The sequence below is a fragment of the Vibrio sinaloensis genome, from assembly GCF_000808535.1.
GTDB lineage: Bacteria > Pseudomonadota > Gammaproteobacteria > Enterobacterales > Vibrionaceae > Vibrio > Vibrio sinaloensis_D.
Genome location: NZ_JWLV01000012.1, coordinates 267,283 through 284,423, shown reverse-complemented (window position 1 = coordinate 284,423; position 17,141 = coordinate 267,283). Strand labels below are relative to the sequence as shown.

Below are 17,141 nucleotides of genomic sequence, written 5' to 3'. Positions count from 1 at the left end.
CTTACCAAGACTGATTGTTCGAAATTTGGTGAGCATTTTATGAAGAATTATGAATAGCAAATTTGATGTAAGGCAGGTTTGAGTGAGTTTCTCACCCAATTACTCACTTGGAGTTAGTTTTTGTGGCGGCGATTTTGAGCAAATAGCTCTTCTACTTCTTGTTTCGGTTGCGGTCGATGGAAATGGAAGCCTTGAATTGAGTTACAGTTCAAATTGGATAACAACGTCGCTTGCTGTTGAGTCTCTACACCTTCAGCAACCACGGTTAAATTGAGTGACTTACCGAGGTTAATGATGTTTTCGATAACGGTGACTTGCTTCGGTAAGGTATCAATATCGGTGATAAAGGCGCGGTCTATTTTGAGCTCATCAAGTGGGAAACGTGCCAAATAAGAGAGAGACGAGTAACCCGTTCCAAAGTCATCAATCGACAGAGAAAAACCGAGTTTTTTGATGGCATTGAGCATTTGTAGTGTATGGTCACTGTCACTCATCACGGCACTTTCGGTGAGCTCAAAGGTAATGCAACTTGGATCTAGCTCTGTCGTTCGCAGCAGCTTTTCCATGTAGTCGATCAATTTCGGGTTACCAAATTGCTCCGGAGAAAGGTTAATTGCCACACGCCCTGGCAGAATACCTTGGAGTTTCCAACGTTTCACGGTACTGAACACATCACGCATGACAACGCGTCCTAAGTGCTCGATCAGGCCCGCGCGCTCTGCCACAGGAATAAACGCGGCTGGGCTAATGTAGCCTTCCACTGGATGCTTCCAGCGAATCAGAGCTTCTGCGCCGTTAATGCTGAAGTCCCGTGCATTGACTTTAGGTTGATACCAAACTTCCAAACCGTTCTGCTGCAACGCTTTTTGTAGCTCTATTTCCAGCCAAAGGCGCATGCGTGCTTCTTTGTTCATTTGATCATTGAATTTGATCAATCGGTTACGACCACGATCTTTGGCTTCGTACATCGCCGTATCTGCATTTTGCAACAGAATTCGAGCGTCGTTGCCATCGCCAGGGTACGCCACACTACCGATAGAGCAAGCGAGGCGTTTACTAAAGTGGTGGAGATCAAACGGTTGATTTATCAATGAAATGATACGCTCTGACAGCATTTCTGCCATACGATTGTTTTCTGGCTCAGGAAGAATCAAGCCAAACTCGTCGCCTCCTAAATGCCCTAAAACCGCTTGCTGGGGTAAAAGGCGCTTAAGACGAGAAGAGACTTCTTTGATCACTTTGTCGCCAATATGATGACCCAAAGAGTCGTTAATATTCTTAAAGTTATCAATGTCCAAGTAGAGCATGATTAACGGGGTATCGTTTTGAATCAATTGCTCCAGTCGCTTGGTAAAGCCAAAACGGTTATATAGCCCTGTTAAAGAGTCAATGTGTGCATCTTCTTGCCCCGCGTTTGATAACAGCTTGGGCGCGGCCTCGGCATCTTGAATTAATACCAGTTGCGAATTGCTACCTAGAAGTGTGGTGGAGTCTGCATTGAGTTGGACTCGACGCTCGAAACCACATCGTGGCCCCGTCAAGCACATTAATGGAGCTTCACCCAGAGTCGAACTAAGGTTGTCAGAAAAAACGGTTTTGGTTTTTTCGTCAACAAATAGCCTTGAAAACGTTTCTCCAAGCAAATTACTTGTAGATTCAAAGCCTAACAGGCGAATGGCTGCTGGGTTAGCGGAAATAATGCAGTCGTCTTCAACAAGCAACAAACCATCAGGAAGTAGGGAAGTCAGCGTTGAAAACTTGCCTTCAGACTCTTCAAGTGAACGAATCAGAATGTGTTTTTCTGATGTATCGATGGCGTGAAAAATAACATGTTCAACACCGTTTTCAGCTTTAATTGGGGAGAGACTAAAATGCAGGCTGGTTTCTAAATCATTTCCGCCGAGGGTAATTTCAGCTTCTAGCGCTTCGCCACTGAATGTTCTTTCGTAGTACGGTTTGAGGAGTTCGTAAAATTGCTCGCCTAAGATTTGCGAGTCGTTCATTCCTACCAGTTCTTGAGGGCTGAGGCCTGCGATATCACAATAGCGTCCGTTAACCAATGCATAGTTATGCTGGTTATCTAGAATGGCGAAAAAAAACGGACTGTTATCCGTAATTTTCGTGAACCAATGCTGAAGTTGTTGCGATAGCATCAAGCTGTTACCGATATTCCCTAAGAGCGGTGGATCCATTAGGTTAGTGGATGGGTCGACTCTATTAATATAACTGGCATTGAAGTGATATTAAAGAGTTAGCTGTTAACGCTGATTCTTTGACAAATAACAGGAATCTAGATTTGCACATCCACTATGATGGGCTATTCAAGTAAACAAGTTAACGGATAACTCGCGTGATTAACAAGATTCGCACCCAACTAGTTCAAAACGCCGCATCAATTTTGCGATCTCCAGTCCACTTATTGCCGCAATCTGTACAAAAAAAAGCCTTATTAGAAGGGCTTAAAACTGTTTTCAAAGAAGCATTGGAAGATGGCGACTTCGAGTTTCTAGAAGATAAGTGGTTGAAAGTCGAAGTGAAGGATATGCAGTTAAGTTGGTATATCAGCTATGAGGGTGAACGCCTTGTTGTGGCTGATAAGCCAGTCCAAGAGGACGTTGCGTTTTGCGGTAATCTGAACGACTTGGTGTTAATTGCCGGTCGCAAAGAAGATCCTGATACTCTGTTTTTCCAGCGTCGTTTGTCAATTGAAGGCGATACTGAGTTGGGTTTAGAAGTAAAGAACCTGATGGACAGTGTCGATTTACAATCTTTACCAAAACCGTTACAAAGTTTACTAAATCAACTAGCCGACTTTGTGCAGAAAGGCTTACAATCGCCGTCGACACAAAGTGAGGTAGTAAATGCTTATTCGAACTGAAGCACCGGCTGACATCTTAGCCGTAGACCGATTATTAAAATCTGCATTCGATACCGAAGCAGAAGCAAACCTAGTGATGAAGCTCCGTGAGAACGGTCGCCGTTCGTTATCTCTTGTAGCGTCAACAGATGAAGGGGAAGTGGTCGGTTACCTATTGTTTAGCCCTGTCACTTTAAATGGTGAGGATTTTAACTGGCAAGGTTTGGCACCTTTAGCGGTAAAAGAAGAGTTCCGAGGCCAAGGCATTGCGGCACAGCTTATTGAAGAAGGTTTCGCCTCTCTATTTGAACTCGGCTACCCTGCTTGTGTCGTACTTGGTGATCCAGCTTATTACTCCCGTTTTGGCTTTGTCTCGGCAGAGCAGCATAATATGCATTGTAAGTGGGAAGTGCCTGCTGGTGCATTTCAGGTAAAAACGCTTGCCGAGGATGAGTTTTCTGGACGAAGCGGTCTAGTTGAGTACAGCTCAGAGTTCGATACTCTCTAGTTTTCTAGCAAGCCTCTGTAAATTAAGAGTGTGTTACCCAAGTAATAGAGAGGCTAAAGTACCGCCTAGATTGACAAAAAAGTCGCAGTTTGCCCTTTTTTTGACCGCTTGAAGCGTCTAGTGTGTTTTTTTGTAAATTATCTCTTGTCAGCGCCATAGCGTTTCGCTAGTATTGCTCGGCCTTCGGAAAGGAGGTCGCTAGCCTTGTTCTAAAACCGTATTGTAAAGTAAAGTTTTCGAGCGGCGCTGGCTCAACAATTTGGAACATAGGTGGAAATAATGTTTACAGTTCTACTTGTGATTTACCTGTTGGCAGCGGTTGGTGTAATCGGCCTAGTGTTGATTCAACAAGGTAAAGGCGCAGATATGGGAGCCTCATTCGGTGCAGGCGCATCAAACACAGTGTTTGGCGCAAGCGGCTCAGGTAATTTCCTAACCCGAATGACTGCAATTTTTGCAACAGTATTTTTCATCCTTAGCTTGGTGCTTGGTAATATGTCTACACATAAGACTGAGTCACAATGGGTTGACCCGACACAAGGTCAAATCATTCAACAAGCTGACGATGCGAGTGAAATTCCCGCTCCACAGGGCGATGAAATTCCTCAATAAGCTACTTTCTAGCTTTTAGATAGATTTAGCTGCCGAGATGGTGAAATTGGTAGACACGCTAGCATGAGGTGCTAGTGCCTTAGGTGTGAGGGTTCGAGTCCCTCTCTCGGCACCATTGATTTACAAACTTGTAAAACACCTTGGAGAGCGTATAATGCTCGACAAGTCGGACGCGGGGTGGAGCAGCTTGGTAGCTCGTCGGGCTCATAACCCGAAGGTCGTCGGTTCAAATCCGGCCCCCGCAACCAAATTCTTAAGTGGAATTTAGGCAAGTTTGCGCAGTATCATTACTGCGAGTTAGACGGCATAGATATCGTTTAACTATCAGGGTCCAGCAACAAAAAACCCCGACTTTTCGGGGTTTTTTGTTATCTAAATTTTCCCATTGGGAAAATTTGGTGTTTTGCTTGGAATTTAAATTGGGCTCTGAGCCCTTTTTTTGTTTCTGGAGTGGTTTAAATGACTGGTTTAGAAAGACAACTTACTGAAATGCTTGAAGCTCCAGTAGCGGCATCAGGTTATGAGTTAGTTGGATTAGAATTTATTCGCGCAGGCGAGCATTCAACGTTGCGAATCTTCATCGATCACGAGAACGGCATTAACGTCGAAGATTGTGCTGAAGTGAGTCGTCAAGTTAGTGCAGTTATGGACGTTGAAGATCCAATCACGGTGGCTTACAACCTTGAAGTGTCTTCTCCCGGTTTAGAAAGACCACTTTTCAAAGCAGCTCACTATGAACAATTTATTGGTCACGAGGTCAGCATCGTTTTGAAAATGGCTGTTGGCAACCGTCGTAAGTGGAAGGGTGTAATCCATTCTGTCGATGGTGAGACAATCTCCGTTACTGTTGATGGTAACGAAGAAGAGTTTGCGCTTAGCAACATCTCAAAAGCTAACCTCATCCCTAAATTTTAATTAAAGTCTTAGAGGCTATTTAAAATGAGTAAAGAAATTTTAGCGGTAGTAGAAGCGGTATCGAACGAAAAAGCCGTACCTCGTGAACGTATCTTTGAAGCCCTAGAAATTGCTCTTGCGACATCTACAAAAAAGAAGCACGAAATCGAGATCGATGTACGTGTTGAAATCGACCGTAAAACGGGTGAGTTCGAAACGTTCCGCCGTTGGTTGGTAGTAGAAGAAGTTGAGAACCCAACAAAGGAAATCTCACTGGAAGCTGCTCAATACGAAGATGCAGAAATCCAATTGGGTGACTTTGTTGAAGATGATATCGAGTCAGTGACATTTGACCGCATCACAACTCAAACGGCTAAGCAAGTCATCGTACAAAAAGTACGTGAAGCAGAGCGCGCACAAATCGTAGAGCAGTTCATCGACAATGAAGGTGAGCTAGTGACAGGCGTGGTTAAGAAAGTAAACCGTGAGACGGTTGTTCTTGACCTAGGCAACAACGCTGAAGCGGTTATCCTACGTGACGACCAACTTCCTCGCGAAAACTTCCGTCCAGGCGACCGTGTTCGCGGTCTTCTTTACAAAGTAGCGCCAGAAGCACGTGGTTTCCAGCTGTTCATCACTCGCTCTAAGCCAGAGATGCTTGCAGAACTATTCCGTGTTGAAGTTCCAGAAATTGCTGAAGAAATCATCGAACTTAAGGGCGCGGCACGTGATCCTGGTTCTCGTGCGAAAATCGCAGTTAAAACGAATGACAAGCGTATCGACCCTGTTGGTGCGTGTGTTGGTATGCGTGGTGCACGTGTACAAGCGGTTTCTGGCGAACTCGGCGGTGAGCGTATTGATATCGTGCTTTGGGATGATAACCCAGCGCAATTTGTTATCAATGCAATGGCGCCTGCGGATGTGGCTTCTATCATCGTTGATGAAGACGCGCATTCAATGGATATCGCAGTTGAAGCGGACAACCTAGCGCAAGCTATCGGTCGTAACGGCCAAAACGTACGTTTGGCCTCTCAACTAACTGGTTGGGAACTAAACGTAATGACAGTTGCGGATCTTCAGAAGAAACACGCTGAAGAATCTCAAGCTGCAATTGATGCTTTCATGAAGCACCTAGACATCGAAGAAGACTTTGCTCAACTGCTTGTTGAAGAAGGTTTCTCTACTCTAGAAGAAGTAGCTTACGTTCCTGTAAATGAGCTACTAGAAGTTGACGGTCTTGATGAAGACCTAGTCGAAGAACTACGTAATCGTGCGAAGAATGCTCTAACGACTCTAGCTCTTGCTCAAGAAGAATCTTTCGAAGGTGTTGAGCCTGCAGAAGATCTACTTGGTCTAGAAGGCCTAGAGCGTGAAATGGCATTTAAACTGGCTGCTAAAGGTGTTGCAACACTAGAAGATCTAGCAGACCAAGGTATCGATGACCTAGAAGGTATCGAAGGCCTAACTGAAGAACGTGCGGGTGAGCTAATCATGGCTGCTCGTAACATCTGTTGGTTCGGCGAAGACGCATAATATTCAGCAAGGAGGAAGCGGCATGACACAAATTACTGTTAAGGCACTGAGTGAAGAAATTGGAACTCCAGTGGACCGCTTAATTGAACAACTTGCTGACGCTGGTATGAAGAAAGCGAGTAGTGATCAAGTTTCTGACGAAGAAAAGCAGAAACTTTTGACTCACCTTAAGAAAGAGCACGGTGACACCTCTGGTGAAACTGAGCCTACTCGCTTAACACTACAGCGTAAGACTCGCAGCACATTGAGCGTTAATGCCGGTGGCGGTAAGAGTAAGGATGTTCAAGTAGAAGTGCGTAAAAAGCGCACTTACGTGAAGCGCAGCACTATCGAAGACGAAGCAAAACGTGAGGCTGAGGAAGCAGCCAAACGTGAAGCCGAAGAGCTTGCGAAACGTGAAGCTGAAGAGCAAGCGAAACGTGAAGCTGCAGAGAAAGCACAACGCGAGGCCGAAGAGAAAGCGAAGCGAGAAGCGGACGCAAAACGTGAAGCTGAAGAGAAGGCCAAACGCGCACAAGCTGATAAGGCTAAGAAAGACATGAATGCAAAGAACGCGGAAGCGAACACGCAAGCGAAGCAAGAAGCTGATGAACTAAAACGTCGTCAGGAAGAAGAAGCGAAGCGTAAAGCTGAACAAGAAGCTGCGAAGCTTGTTGAAGAAGCTCGTAAACTAGCTGAAGAGAACGAAGCTCGCTGGACTGAAGAAGAGAAGAAGAAGAAAGAGTTGGAAAACTCTGACTACCATGTAACAACTTCTTCTTACGCTCGTGAAGCTGAAGACGCGGCTGACCGCCGTGAAGAAGGTGGCCGTCGTAAGAAGAAGAAAAAAGCTTCTAACAACGACGAACAAGCTCGCGGTGGTCGTAACCAGCGCGGTGGCAAAGGCCGCAATAAAGGCAAACTGGCTAAGCCTGCTTCAATGCAGCAAGGTTTCGATAAGACAGCGACAGTAGCGAAAGCGGATGTTGTTATCGGTGAAACCATTGTTGTTTCTGAGCTTGCGAGCAAAATGTCTGTTAAAGCTACAGAAGTTATCAAAGTGATGATGAAGATGGGCGCAATGGCGACTATCAACCAAGTGATTGACCAAGAAACAGCACAGCTAGTGGCTGAAGAAATGGGTCACAAGGTTATCATTCGTAAAGAGAACGAACTAGAAGAAGCGGTACTGTCAGATCGTGACAACAACGCTGAAGCAGTTCCTCGTGCTCCTGTTGTAACTATCATGGGTCACGTTGACCATGGTAAAACGTCTACCCTTGACTACATCCGTAAAGCACACGTTGCTTCAGGTGAAGCGGGCGGTATCACGCAGCATATCGGTGCATACCACGTTGAAACAGACAACGGCATGATTACCTTCCTTGATACTCCTGGACACGCTGCGTTTACAGCAATGCGTGCACGTGGTGCTCAAGCGACAGATATCGTTGTTCTAGTAGTAGCAGCAGACGATGGCGTAATGCCACAAACAATCGAAGCGATCCAGCACGCGAAAGCGGCAGGCGTTCCTCTGATTGTTGCTGTCAACAAGATCGATAAAGAAGACGCGAACCCAGATAACGTTAAGAACGAGCTAGCTCAGTACGACGTTATTCCTGAGGAGTGGGGCGGTGAGAACATGTTCGTTCACATCTCTGCGAAACAGGGTACAAACATCGACGGTCTTCTAGAGACTATCCTTCTACAATCTGAAGTTCTAGAACTGACTGCAGTTGAAGAAGGCATGGCGTCTGGTGTTGTTGTTGAATCTCGTCTAGACAAAGGTCGTGGTCCAGTTGCAACAGTACTTGTTCAGTCAGGTACTCTAAACAAAGGCGACATCGTTCTTTGTGGTCAAGAGTACGGCCGTGTTCGTGCGATGCGCGATGAGAACGGTCAAGAAGTGACATCTGCTGGCCCATCAATTCCTGTAGAGATCCTAGGTCTTTCTGGTGTACCAGCATCTGGTGATGAAGCGACAGTGGTACGTGATGAGCGTAAAGCACGTGAAGTAGCGAACTACCGTCAAGGTAAATTCCGTGAAGTGAAACTGGCTCGTCAGCAGAAAGCGAAACTTGAAAACATGTTCTCTAACATGGCTGCGGGTGAAGTTGCAGAGCTTAACGTGGTTCTTAAAGCTGACGTACAGGGTTCTGTCGAAGCGATCTCTGACTCACTAGTTAAGCTTTCAACTGATGAAGTGAAAGTGAACATCGTAGGTTCTGGTGTTGGTGGTATTACAGAAACTGATGCAGTACTTGCAGCAGCGTCTAACGCTATCATCCTTGGCTTTAACGTTCGTGCTGATGCAACTGCACGTCGTACAGTTGAGAACGAAAACCTAGACCTACGTTACTACTCAATCATTTACCAATTGATTGATGAAGTTAAACAAGCAATGGGCGGTATGCTAGCTCCAGAATTCAAGCAAGAGATCATTGGTCTTGCTGAAGTTCGTGACGTATTTAAGTCACCTAAGCTGGGCGCAATCGCAGGTTGTATGGTTACTGAAGGCACCATCAAGCGTAGCAACCCAATCCGCGTACTACGCGATAACGTTGTTATCTATGAAGGTGAACTAGAGTCACTTCGTCGCTTTAAAGATGATGTTCAAGAAGTTAAGAACGGCTACGAATGTGGTATCGGCGTTAAGAACTACAATGATGTTCGCGTTGGTGACCAAATCGAAGTATTCGAAATCGTAGAAGTTAAACGTACTCTTGATTAATTGACTAACATTACTGGCTTACTCCTTGATGAATAAGTAGTAATTGGTTGTTGAATACGCCATGGGGGGCTGGAATTAATCCATCCCCCCATTCTTTCTAATAAGAGAAAAGATATGTCAAAAGAATTTAGCCGTACGCAGCGCGTTTCTCAGCAGCTGCAAAAAGAACTCGCGATGATCCTACAGCGTGAAGTTCGTGATTCTCGCCTAGGCATGGTGACAATTTCTGATGTAGAAGTGTCACGTGACCTTGCATATGCAAAAGTGTTTGTTACTTTCCTATGTGTGGGTGAGCAAACGCCTGAGTCTTGCCTTGAAGCGCTTCGCGAGCATGAAGCTCACATCCGCATGATGCTTGGCAAACGCATTCGTCTACGCCTAACACCAGAAGTTCGTTTCCACTACGACAACACCTTGGTTGAAGGTATGCGTATGTCGAACCTAGTTTCAGAAGTCGTGAGCGAAGATAAGCGTAAGCAGCAAGAATCTGGTCGCGAAGACGATCAAGCAGGGGAAGAGTAATGGCTCGTCGTCGTAAAGGTCGTCCAATTAATGGCGTTGTTCTTTTGGACAAGCCAACAGGCATTTCATCTAATGATGCGCTGCAAAAAGTAAAACGCATTTACTTTGCAGAGAAAGCAGGTCATACCGGTGCTCTGGATCCCCTAGCGACGGGTATGCTGCCAATCTGTCTTGGTGAAGCAACCAAGTTCTCTCAGTTCCTATTGGACTCTGATAAGCGTTACCGAGTGATCGCTAAGCTGGGTGAGCGGACCGACACCTCTGATTCTGATGGTGAAGTGGTTGAAACGCGCCCGGTGGATGTGAACCTTGAAAAGCTGGAAGCATGTATTGATAAGTTCCGAGGTGAGTCTGATCAAGTACCTTCAATGTTTTCAGCGTTGAAGTATCAGGGTAAGCCGCTGTATGAGTATGCGCGAAAAGGCATCGAAGTACCGCGTGAATCACGCAAAATCACGGTGTACGAAATCGTACTGCATCGCTTTGAAGGCGATGAAGTCGAGATGGAGGTGCACTGTTCAAAAGGCACTTACATCCGTACTATCGTTGATGACCTTGGCGAGATGCTTGGCTGTGGTGCTCACGTGACAATGCTTCGTCGTACTGGAGTTGCAAAATACCCTTACGAGAAAATGGTGACGCTTGAGCAACTTAATGAATTACTTGAGCAAGCACACCGTGATGAAGTGGCACCGAAAGAGCTACTAGATCCGCTGCTATTACCAATGGATACTGCGGTTGAAGATTTACCTGAGGTAAACCTAAACGCTGAGCTAACCAACCTTGTTCAGCATGGTATGCCGGTGCAAGTGTTTGGTGCACCAGAAGGGACACCCCTGCGTATGACTTCCGGTGAAGAGAAACTGTTCATTGGCGTTGCTGAAGTGAATGACGATGGCAAGGTGGCTCCTAAGCGTCTTGTTGTTTTTCGCGAAGAAGCTGAGCAGTAATCTGCTTTCCAACTAAGAAAAACCGAAGCCCAGTGCTTCGGTTTTTTGTTTTTTGAATCCTATGATTATTGGATCAGTTTTTCCGCTTTTAGGAGTTCTCTTAGCTGCTCAGCACGTTTACGGTTGACGCCAAAGTCTGAATATCCAACGCGAGATTCAGATCGAACGAGCAGTCTATCGTCTTCGATTCTTAACTCTAAATCATCGACAAAGCGCATGATCTTAGAAGTGCATTCGATTCGTAGATAGTTATCTTCCTTGACGGCAGTTTTTGCGCCCGAGAGTCGTAGTGCAGCAGCTTCAATTGAGTCTATGCTAGTGTTGCTTGTAATAACAAATGGCGACAGCTGATACTTTTCGCGATTGTCTTGCGTTGACACGCAGTTAGGTTTATCACCACAAGGTGAGGCAGTGCGATCCGTCATAGTTTGAACTCCTTGGCTACAGGCGGTTAAACCCAACATAGCAATGGAAAGGAGAGCGGCTTTCTTCATGTTGAATTCCTACTTTTTTATTTTGAGCTAATTATATGTAGAGAAAGAAAAAAGGATCCAGCAATTGGACCCTTTTGTGATATTGATAGAGCTTTGTGAGTTTCTTAAACCTCTAAGAAGTCCAAGATTCCCTCTGCCGCTTTACGGCCTTCATCGATAGCTGTCACGACGAGATCAGAGCCGCGAACGGCATCGCCACCGGCAAAGATCTTTTTGTTGCTCGTTTGGAACATAAACTCTTGATCGGATGGTGCTTTGATGCGCCCCCATTGATCAAGATCTACGCCGTAGGGTTCTAACCAACTCATTTGATGAGGTTGGAAGCCAAATGCCATGATGACAGCATCTGCTTCAAGAACGTGTTCGCTCCCTTCTACTGGCTGCGGACGACGACGTCCCGCTTCATCAGGCTCACCTAATGCCGTTTTCACCACTTTCACGCCTGACACCTTACCTGAACTATCCAGTTCAAGACCAAGAGGCTGAAGGTTGAACATGAAGTTAACCCCTTCCTCTTTGGCATTTTTTACTTCACGGCGTGAGCCCGGCATATTGGCTTCGTCACGGCGATAAGCACAGATGACATGGTCAGCATTTTGACGAATAGAAGTGCGAACACAGTCCATAGCGGTATCACCACCACCAAGCACTACGACTTTCTTACCTTTCATATCAATGAATGGCTTGTCGTCCTCTAAATTCATCACTTTATAGGTATTGGAAATGAGGAAAGGAAGCGCGTCGTAGACACCCGGTGCATCTTCGTTTTCGAGGCCGGCGCGCATATTCTTATAGGTTCCCACGCCAAGGAAGACCGCATCGTAGTCATCGATGAGTTGCTGCATTTGGATATCTTGACCGACTTCAGTATTAAGGCGGAACTCGACACCCATTTCGGAAAAGACTTTACGGCGGTTTTCCATCACCCCTTTTTCGAGCTTGAATGATGGAATACCAAACGTGAGTAGGCCACCGATCTCTGGATAGCGATCAAACACCACGGGCTTAACGCCATTGCGGACAAGGATATCAGCAGCCGCTAACCCAGCAGGACCCGCACCAATGATCGCGACCTTTTTATCCGTCCATTCAACCTTCGACATGTCTGGTTTCCAGCCCATCTCGAATGCTTTGTCGGTGATGTATTTTTCAATATTCCCAATCGTGACAGCGCCAAAGTCGTCGTTAAGCGTACAAGAGCCCTCACACAGTCGGTCTTGTGGACATACTCGTCCGCAGACTTCAGGTAGGCTGTTGGTTTGGTGAGAAAGCTCTGCCGCTTCGATGATTCGACCTTCATTGGCTAGCTTTAACCACTGAGGGATATAGTTGTGAACTGGGCACTTCCATTCACAGTAAGGGTTACCACAATCTAGACAGCGATCCGCTTGGGCCGTTGCTTGTTGTTTGGTAAAAGGTTCGTAGATTTCAACAAACTCTATTTTACGAATCTTAATTGGCTTTTTCGCAGGGTCGACGCGTTGAACATCAATAAATTGGTATACGTTCTGGCTCATGATCTATACATCCTCCATGATTATTGGGCTTGAACGCGCAATTCTGCAGCGCTGCGACTTTGGTGGCCAAGTAGCGTGTTTAAATCCGCTGACTTTGGTTTCACCAAGTAGAACTTTGGAATCCATTCATCAAAGTTCGCCAGAATGTCTTCAGCATGCGCTGAGCCAGTTTCTTCTAGGTGTTCGGCAATTAGACCACGTAGATGCTCTTGGTGAATATTGAGATCTGACAATGCGACTGCTTCGACAGACTCTTCGTTGACACGGCCTTGGAAGTCATCATTCTTATCGAGGACATAGGCGAAACCACCAGTCATACCAGCGCCGAAGTTAACCCCTGTAGCTCCTAGTATTGCAACAATGCCACCTGTCATGTACTCACATGCGTTATCGCCTGCACCTTCAATTACGGCAATCGTGCCTGAGTTGCGCACACCGAAACGCTCACCAGCGGTACCTGCGGCAAATAACTTACCTCCGGTTGCACCGTATAGACAGGTGTTACCAATGATAGTCGCTTCATTACACTTAAACGCCGTGCCTTGGTGTGGCTTGATGACGATCTTGCCACCAGCCATACCTTTACCGACGTAGTCATTAGCATCACCAGTCAAGTAGAGCTCAACGCCTCCGGCATTCCATACACCGAAAGATTGGCCTGCGGTGCCATCAAGGTGGAGCTTAATTGGTTTGGCAGCCATGCCTTGGTTGCCATAACGCTTGGCAATTTCACCGGATAGGCGAGCGCCAATTGAACGGTCGGTATTGATGACGTTATAGAAGAAGTCTGCGGATTGCTTCGCTTCTACAGCGGCTAGCGCGTCTTCAATAATCTGTTGGTTGAGCTCTGCTTTATCAAACGGTGCATTCGGCTCTGTCCAGTAAACGGGGTGTCCTTGCGGAGACACTGGTGCTTCCAAGATATTTGAAAGGTCCAGTTTACTCTGTTTGGCAGTCATCCCTTCTACCGCTTCTAGTAGATCGGTACGGCCAATCAGATCAGTGAGCTTTTCTACGCCCAGTTCAGCAAGGAGTTCACGCACTTCATCAGCAAGGCCGATAAAGTAGTTCATCACCATTTCAGGTAGGCCTTTGAAGTATTCTCTACGTAGAGTGTCATCTTGGGTTGCAACACCGGTCGCACAGTTATTTAGGTGACAGATACGTAAGAACTTACAGCCCATTGCCACCATCGGTGCCGTACCAAAGCCAAAGCTTTCCGCTCCTAAAATAGCGGCTTTCACCACATCTAGACCGGTCTTTAAGCCGCCATCGACTTGCAAACGAATCTTATGACGAAGCCCATTCGCGACTAGTGCTTGTTGAGTTTCCGCTAGGCCGAGCTCCCAAGGACTACCGGCATACTTGACTGAAGTGAGCGGGCTTGCCGCAGTACCTCCGTCGTAGCCAGAAATGGTGATAAGGTCGGCATAAGCTTTCGCAACACCAGTGGCTATGGTGCCAACGCCCGGCTCAGAGACTAGCTTTACTGAGACGAGTGCTTTTGGATTGACTTGTTTAAGATCGAAGATTAGCTGGGCCAAATCCTCAATCGAATAGATATCATGGTGAGGAGGAGGGGAGATTAGTGTTACTCCTTGCACCGAATAACGCAGCTTAGCAATCTCAGCAGTCACTTTATGCCCCGGTAGCTGACCACCTTCACCAGGTTTTGCACCTTGCGCCACTTTAATTTGCAGCACGTCAGCGTTGGTTAGGTAGTGCGGTGTAACGCCAAAGCGACCCGAAGCAATCTGCTTAATGCGCGAGTTACGTTCAGTGCCAAAGCGACGAGGGTCTTCGCCACCTTCACCAGAGTTTGAGTACCCACCTAAGCGGTTCATTGCAGTGGCTAGTGCTTCGTGTGCCTCTGGGCTAAGCGCACCAATAGACATGGCCGCCGAGTCGAAACGTTTAAACAATTCTGTGCTCGGCTCAATCTTCTCAAGAGGAAGAGGAGTGTCAGCCTTTTTCAGTTGCATTAAGTCACGCAGCATTGCGGTAGGGCGCTCGTTGACCTGCTTAGCAAAGCTCTTATAGTCTGATGACTCGCCCGACTTGACTGCTTGTTGCAGTGTACCGACGACGTCTGGGTTGTAGGCATGGTACTCGCCACCGTGCACATACTTAAGTAAACCGCCATGCTCTATAGGCTTGCGTTTTGCCCATGCTTTGCGTGACAGGTTATAGATGTCTTGCTCAAAGTCTTCGAAGTTGGCGCCTTGAATGCGTGTTGTGACACCTTTGAAGCAGAGGTCAACAACGTCTTGGCTTAGGCCGACCGCTTCGAATAGTTGCGAGCATCGGTAAGAGGCCACCGTCGAAATTCCCATTTTCGACATGATTTTGAACAGGCCTTTATTGATACCGTATTGGTAGTTCTGCATTACCTCACGGTAGCTTTTATCAATTGCGCCATCGTCGATTACTTTGCCAAGTGCTTCATAAGCGAGATATGGGTAGACTGCCGTAGCACCAAACCCAAGCAGAACCGCAAATTGGTGAGGATCTCGGACAGTGCCTGTTTCGGCGATGATGTTTGCATCACAGCGTAAGTTCGCATCAATTAGGCGACTTTGTACCGCACCCACTGCCATCGCTGCCGGAATGGGGAGCAAGCCTTTGGTCAAGTTTCTGTCCGAAAGTATGACCAGTACGGTTCCATCTTTGACGGCGTCAACGGCTTGCTCACACAGATCTTGGATCGCTTTTTCTAACCCTTTTTCTTCCGGATCGTAATTGATATCAATTGTGGTACTGCGGTAGTACTCGTCATTGAGCTCAAGCAGTTGCTGCATATCAGAGTAGAGTAGAACGGGTGACCCAAAGGTAACTCGGTGGGCGTGACCATCGGTCTCACAGAAGACATTCATCTCTTGGCCGATGCTGGTTGCAAGCGACATTACATGCTTCTCACGCAGTGGGTCGATTGGCGGGTTAGTGACCTGAGCAAACTTTTGGCGGAAATAATCAGTGATCAAACGCTCTTTTGAAGAGAGTACGGCCATTGGCGTATCATCCCCCATTGAACCTACCGCTTCTTGGCCCATATCACCTAGAACACGTAGCACTTGATCAACTTCTTCATTGCTCATTGCAAACTGTTTTTGATACGTTTTCAGTTGGTCGTCATCGAAGCTACGCTCGCCAACTTGATCATCCGGCAAATCGGAAAATGGGGTGAGTTTATGGACATTGTTTTCCATCCATTCTCGATATGGGTGGCGACCTTTTAGATCGTTATCAATTTCGCTCGATTGCCACAGTTTACCGCGGCGAGTATCGACAACGAGTAGTTCCCCAGGACCTACGCGGCCTTTTTCGGCAACTTCATCTGGCGCGTAATCCCAAATGCCCACTTCAGAGGCAAGCGTAATTAGCTTATCTTTAGTAATCACGTATCGAGCCGGGCGTAAACCGTTTCGGTCTAGGTTACACGCTGCATAGCGACCATCAGATAGAACAATCCCAGCAGGGCCGTCCCACGGTTCCATATGTTTGGAGTTAAAGTCGTAGAAGGCACGGAGATCTGGGTCCATATCTGGGTGATTCTGCCATGCTGGCGGAACCAACATACGCATTGCGCGGAAGATATCCATGCCGCCAGCCAAGAACAGATCCAACATATTATCTAAGCTGGAAGAGTCCGAACCTGTTTCATTCACGAATGGCGCAGCTGTCTGTAAGTCTGGTAATAGCGGTGAAGAAAACTTGTATGCGCGCGCACGGGCCCATTGGCGGTTGCCCTCGATGGTGTTGATCTCTCCGTTGTGAGCCAGATAACGGAATGGCTGAGCGAGAGGCCAACGTGGCTGAGTATTTGTTGAAAAACGCTGGTGGAACAAACAGATCGCTGACTCCATACGAAGATCAGCAAGATCTAAGTAGAAGCGAGGAAGGTCGGCCGGCATACATAAGCCTTTGTAAACCATAACTTGGGTCGACAAGCTACAGATATAGAAGTCACTGTCGTCAGTAATCTGTTTTTCAATTCGTCGACGGGCAATATAGAGGCGGCGCTCGATATCTCGCTCGCGCCAGCCCGCTGGAGCTGAGATAAAGACTTGCTGAATGTTTGGCAGTGAATCTGCGGCAATTGGGCCTAATACTGCTGAGTTGGTTGGGACTTCACGCCAACCTGCAACTGTAAGGGTTTCACGGGCAAGTTCTTGGTTTATAACATCTTTGGCTAATTGAGCTTTAGCCGGATCTTGGTTGAAGAAAATCATACCTACGGCATATTGTTTGCCAAGGTTAAAGTCACTTTCTTTCGCGATTAAACGTAGGTAAGAGTCCGGCTTTTGTAGCAATAGGCCACAGCCATCACCAGTTTTACCATCTGCGGCAATACCGCCGCGGTGAGTCATTCGGTCTAGTGCTGAAATCGCGGTACGCACCAATTTATGGCTTGGTTCACCTTCCATATGTGCAATCAAGCCAAATCCGCAGTTGTCTTTCTCAAGACTTGGATCATATAGAGCCATTGCAATTCTCCCTTTGCTTCACCTGTCTTCCCGACAGAACTACCAACATTTAAAGGGTTG

At 46.8% G+C, this 17,141-nt stretch carries 12 protein-coding genes and 2 tRNA genes; 10 read left to right on the top strand and 4 right to left on the bottom strand.

What is annotated here, in order from left to right:
* Window positions 1-113: 113 nt before the first annotated feature.
* The gene (locus RJ47_RS10035; RefSeq protein WP_039483618.1) at window positions 114-2,153 is read right to left on the bottom strand and encodes an EAL domain-containing protein; all 2,040 of its coding nucleotides are present in this window, start codon (window positions 2,151-2,153) and stop codon (window positions 114-116) included.
* Window positions 2,154-2,350: 197 nt separating this feature from the next.
* Between RJ47_RS10035 and ubiT the strand changes: the two genes are divergently transcribed.
* The 10 genes from ubiT (at window position 2,351) to truB (ending at window position 10,586) form a co-directional block, all read left to right on the top strand.
* Window positions 2,351-2,878, top strand: a complete 528-nt coding sequence (ubiT, locus tag RJ47_RS10030; RefSeq protein WP_039483567.1) for a ubiquinone anaerobic biosynthesis accessory factor UbiT — start codon at window positions 2,351-2,353, stop codon at window positions 2,876-2,878.
* Window positions 2,862-3,365 (top strand): GNAT family N-acetyltransferase, encoded by a 504-nt coding sequence (locus RJ47_RS10025; RefSeq protein WP_038139737.1) that lies wholly within the window; start codon window positions 2,862-2,864, stop codon window positions 3,363-3,365. The genes ubiT and RJ47_RS10025 overlap by 17 nt, the downstream gene beginning before the upstream one ends.
* Before the next feature lie 279 nt (window positions 3,366-3,644).
* A complete protein-coding gene (gene secG / locus RJ47_RS10020) occupies window positions 3,645-3,977 on the top strand; it encodes a preprotein translocase subunit SecG (protein ID WP_005472784.1) in 333 nt (110 codons plus the stop codon).
* Between the two features lie 31 nt (window positions 3,978-4,008).
* Window positions 4,009-4,092, top strand: a tRNA-Leu gene (locus RJ47_RS10015).
* A gap of 56 nt (window positions 4,093-4,148) precedes the next feature.
* Window positions 4,149-4,225: transfer RNA gene (locus RJ47_RS10010), tRNA-Met, on the top strand.
* Between the two features lie 211 nt (window positions 4,226-4,436).
* On the top strand, window positions 4,437-4,892 hold the full coding sequence (gene rimP / locus RJ47_RS10005) for a ribosome maturation factor RimP (RefSeq protein WP_005472901.1): 456 nt from the start codon (window positions 4,437-4,439) through the stop codon (window positions 4,890-4,892).
* Between the two features lie 24 nt (window positions 4,893-4,916).
* A complete protein-coding gene (nusA, locus tag RJ47_RS10000) occupies window positions 4,917-6,404 on the top strand; it encodes a transcription termination factor NusA (protein WP_005472880.1) in 1,488 nt (495 codons plus the stop codon).
* A 22-nt stretch (window positions 6,405-6,426) separates the two neighbouring features.
* Entirely contained in the window at window positions 6,427-9,114 is a 2,688-nt protein-coding gene (gene infB / locus RJ47_RS09995) for a translation initiation factor IF-2 (RefSeq protein ID WP_038139736.1), read from the top strand.
* A gap of 114 nt (window positions 9,115-9,228) precedes the next feature.
* A complete protein-coding gene (rbfA, locus tag RJ47_RS09990) occupies window positions 9,229-9,636 on the top strand; it encodes a 30S ribosome-binding factor RbfA (protein ID WP_038139735.1) in 408 nt (135 codons plus the stop codon).
* Window positions 9,636-10,586 (top strand): tRNA pseudouridine(55) synthase TruB, encoded by a 951-nt coding sequence (gene truB, locus RJ47_RS09985; protein WP_005472787.1) that lies wholly within the window; start codon window positions 9,636-9,638, stop codon window positions 10,584-10,586. Before rbfA ends, truB begins: the two co-directional genes overlap by 1 nt.
* A gap of 65 nt (window positions 10,587-10,651) precedes the next feature.
* On the opposite strand, the gene RJ47_RS09980 is transcribed toward truB, so the two are convergent.
* From RJ47_RS09980 to gltB, 3 genes are all read right to left on the bottom strand, one after another.
* Complete coding sequence (locus RJ47_RS09980; protein ID WP_039483564.1) at window positions 10,652-11,080, bottom strand: DUF1499 domain-containing protein; 429 nt, start codon at window positions 11,078-11,080, stop codon at window positions 10,652-10,654.
* A 104-nt stretch (window positions 11,081-11,184) separates the two neighbouring features.
* Window positions 11,185-12,597: an FAD-dependent oxidoreductase gene (locus tag RJ47_RS09975; protein ID WP_039483560.1), complete on the bottom strand. Its 1,413-nt coding sequence runs from the start codon at window positions 12,595-12,597 to the stop codon at window positions 11,185-11,187.
* A gap of 20 nt (window positions 12,598-12,617) precedes the next feature.
* Window positions 12,618-17,081: a glutamate synthase large subunit gene (gene gltB / locus RJ47_RS09970; protein WP_039483558.1), complete on the bottom strand. Its 4,464-nt coding sequence runs from the start codon at window positions 17,079-17,081 to the stop codon at window positions 12,618-12,620.
* Between the last annotated feature and the right edge of the window lie 60 nt (window positions 17,082-17,141).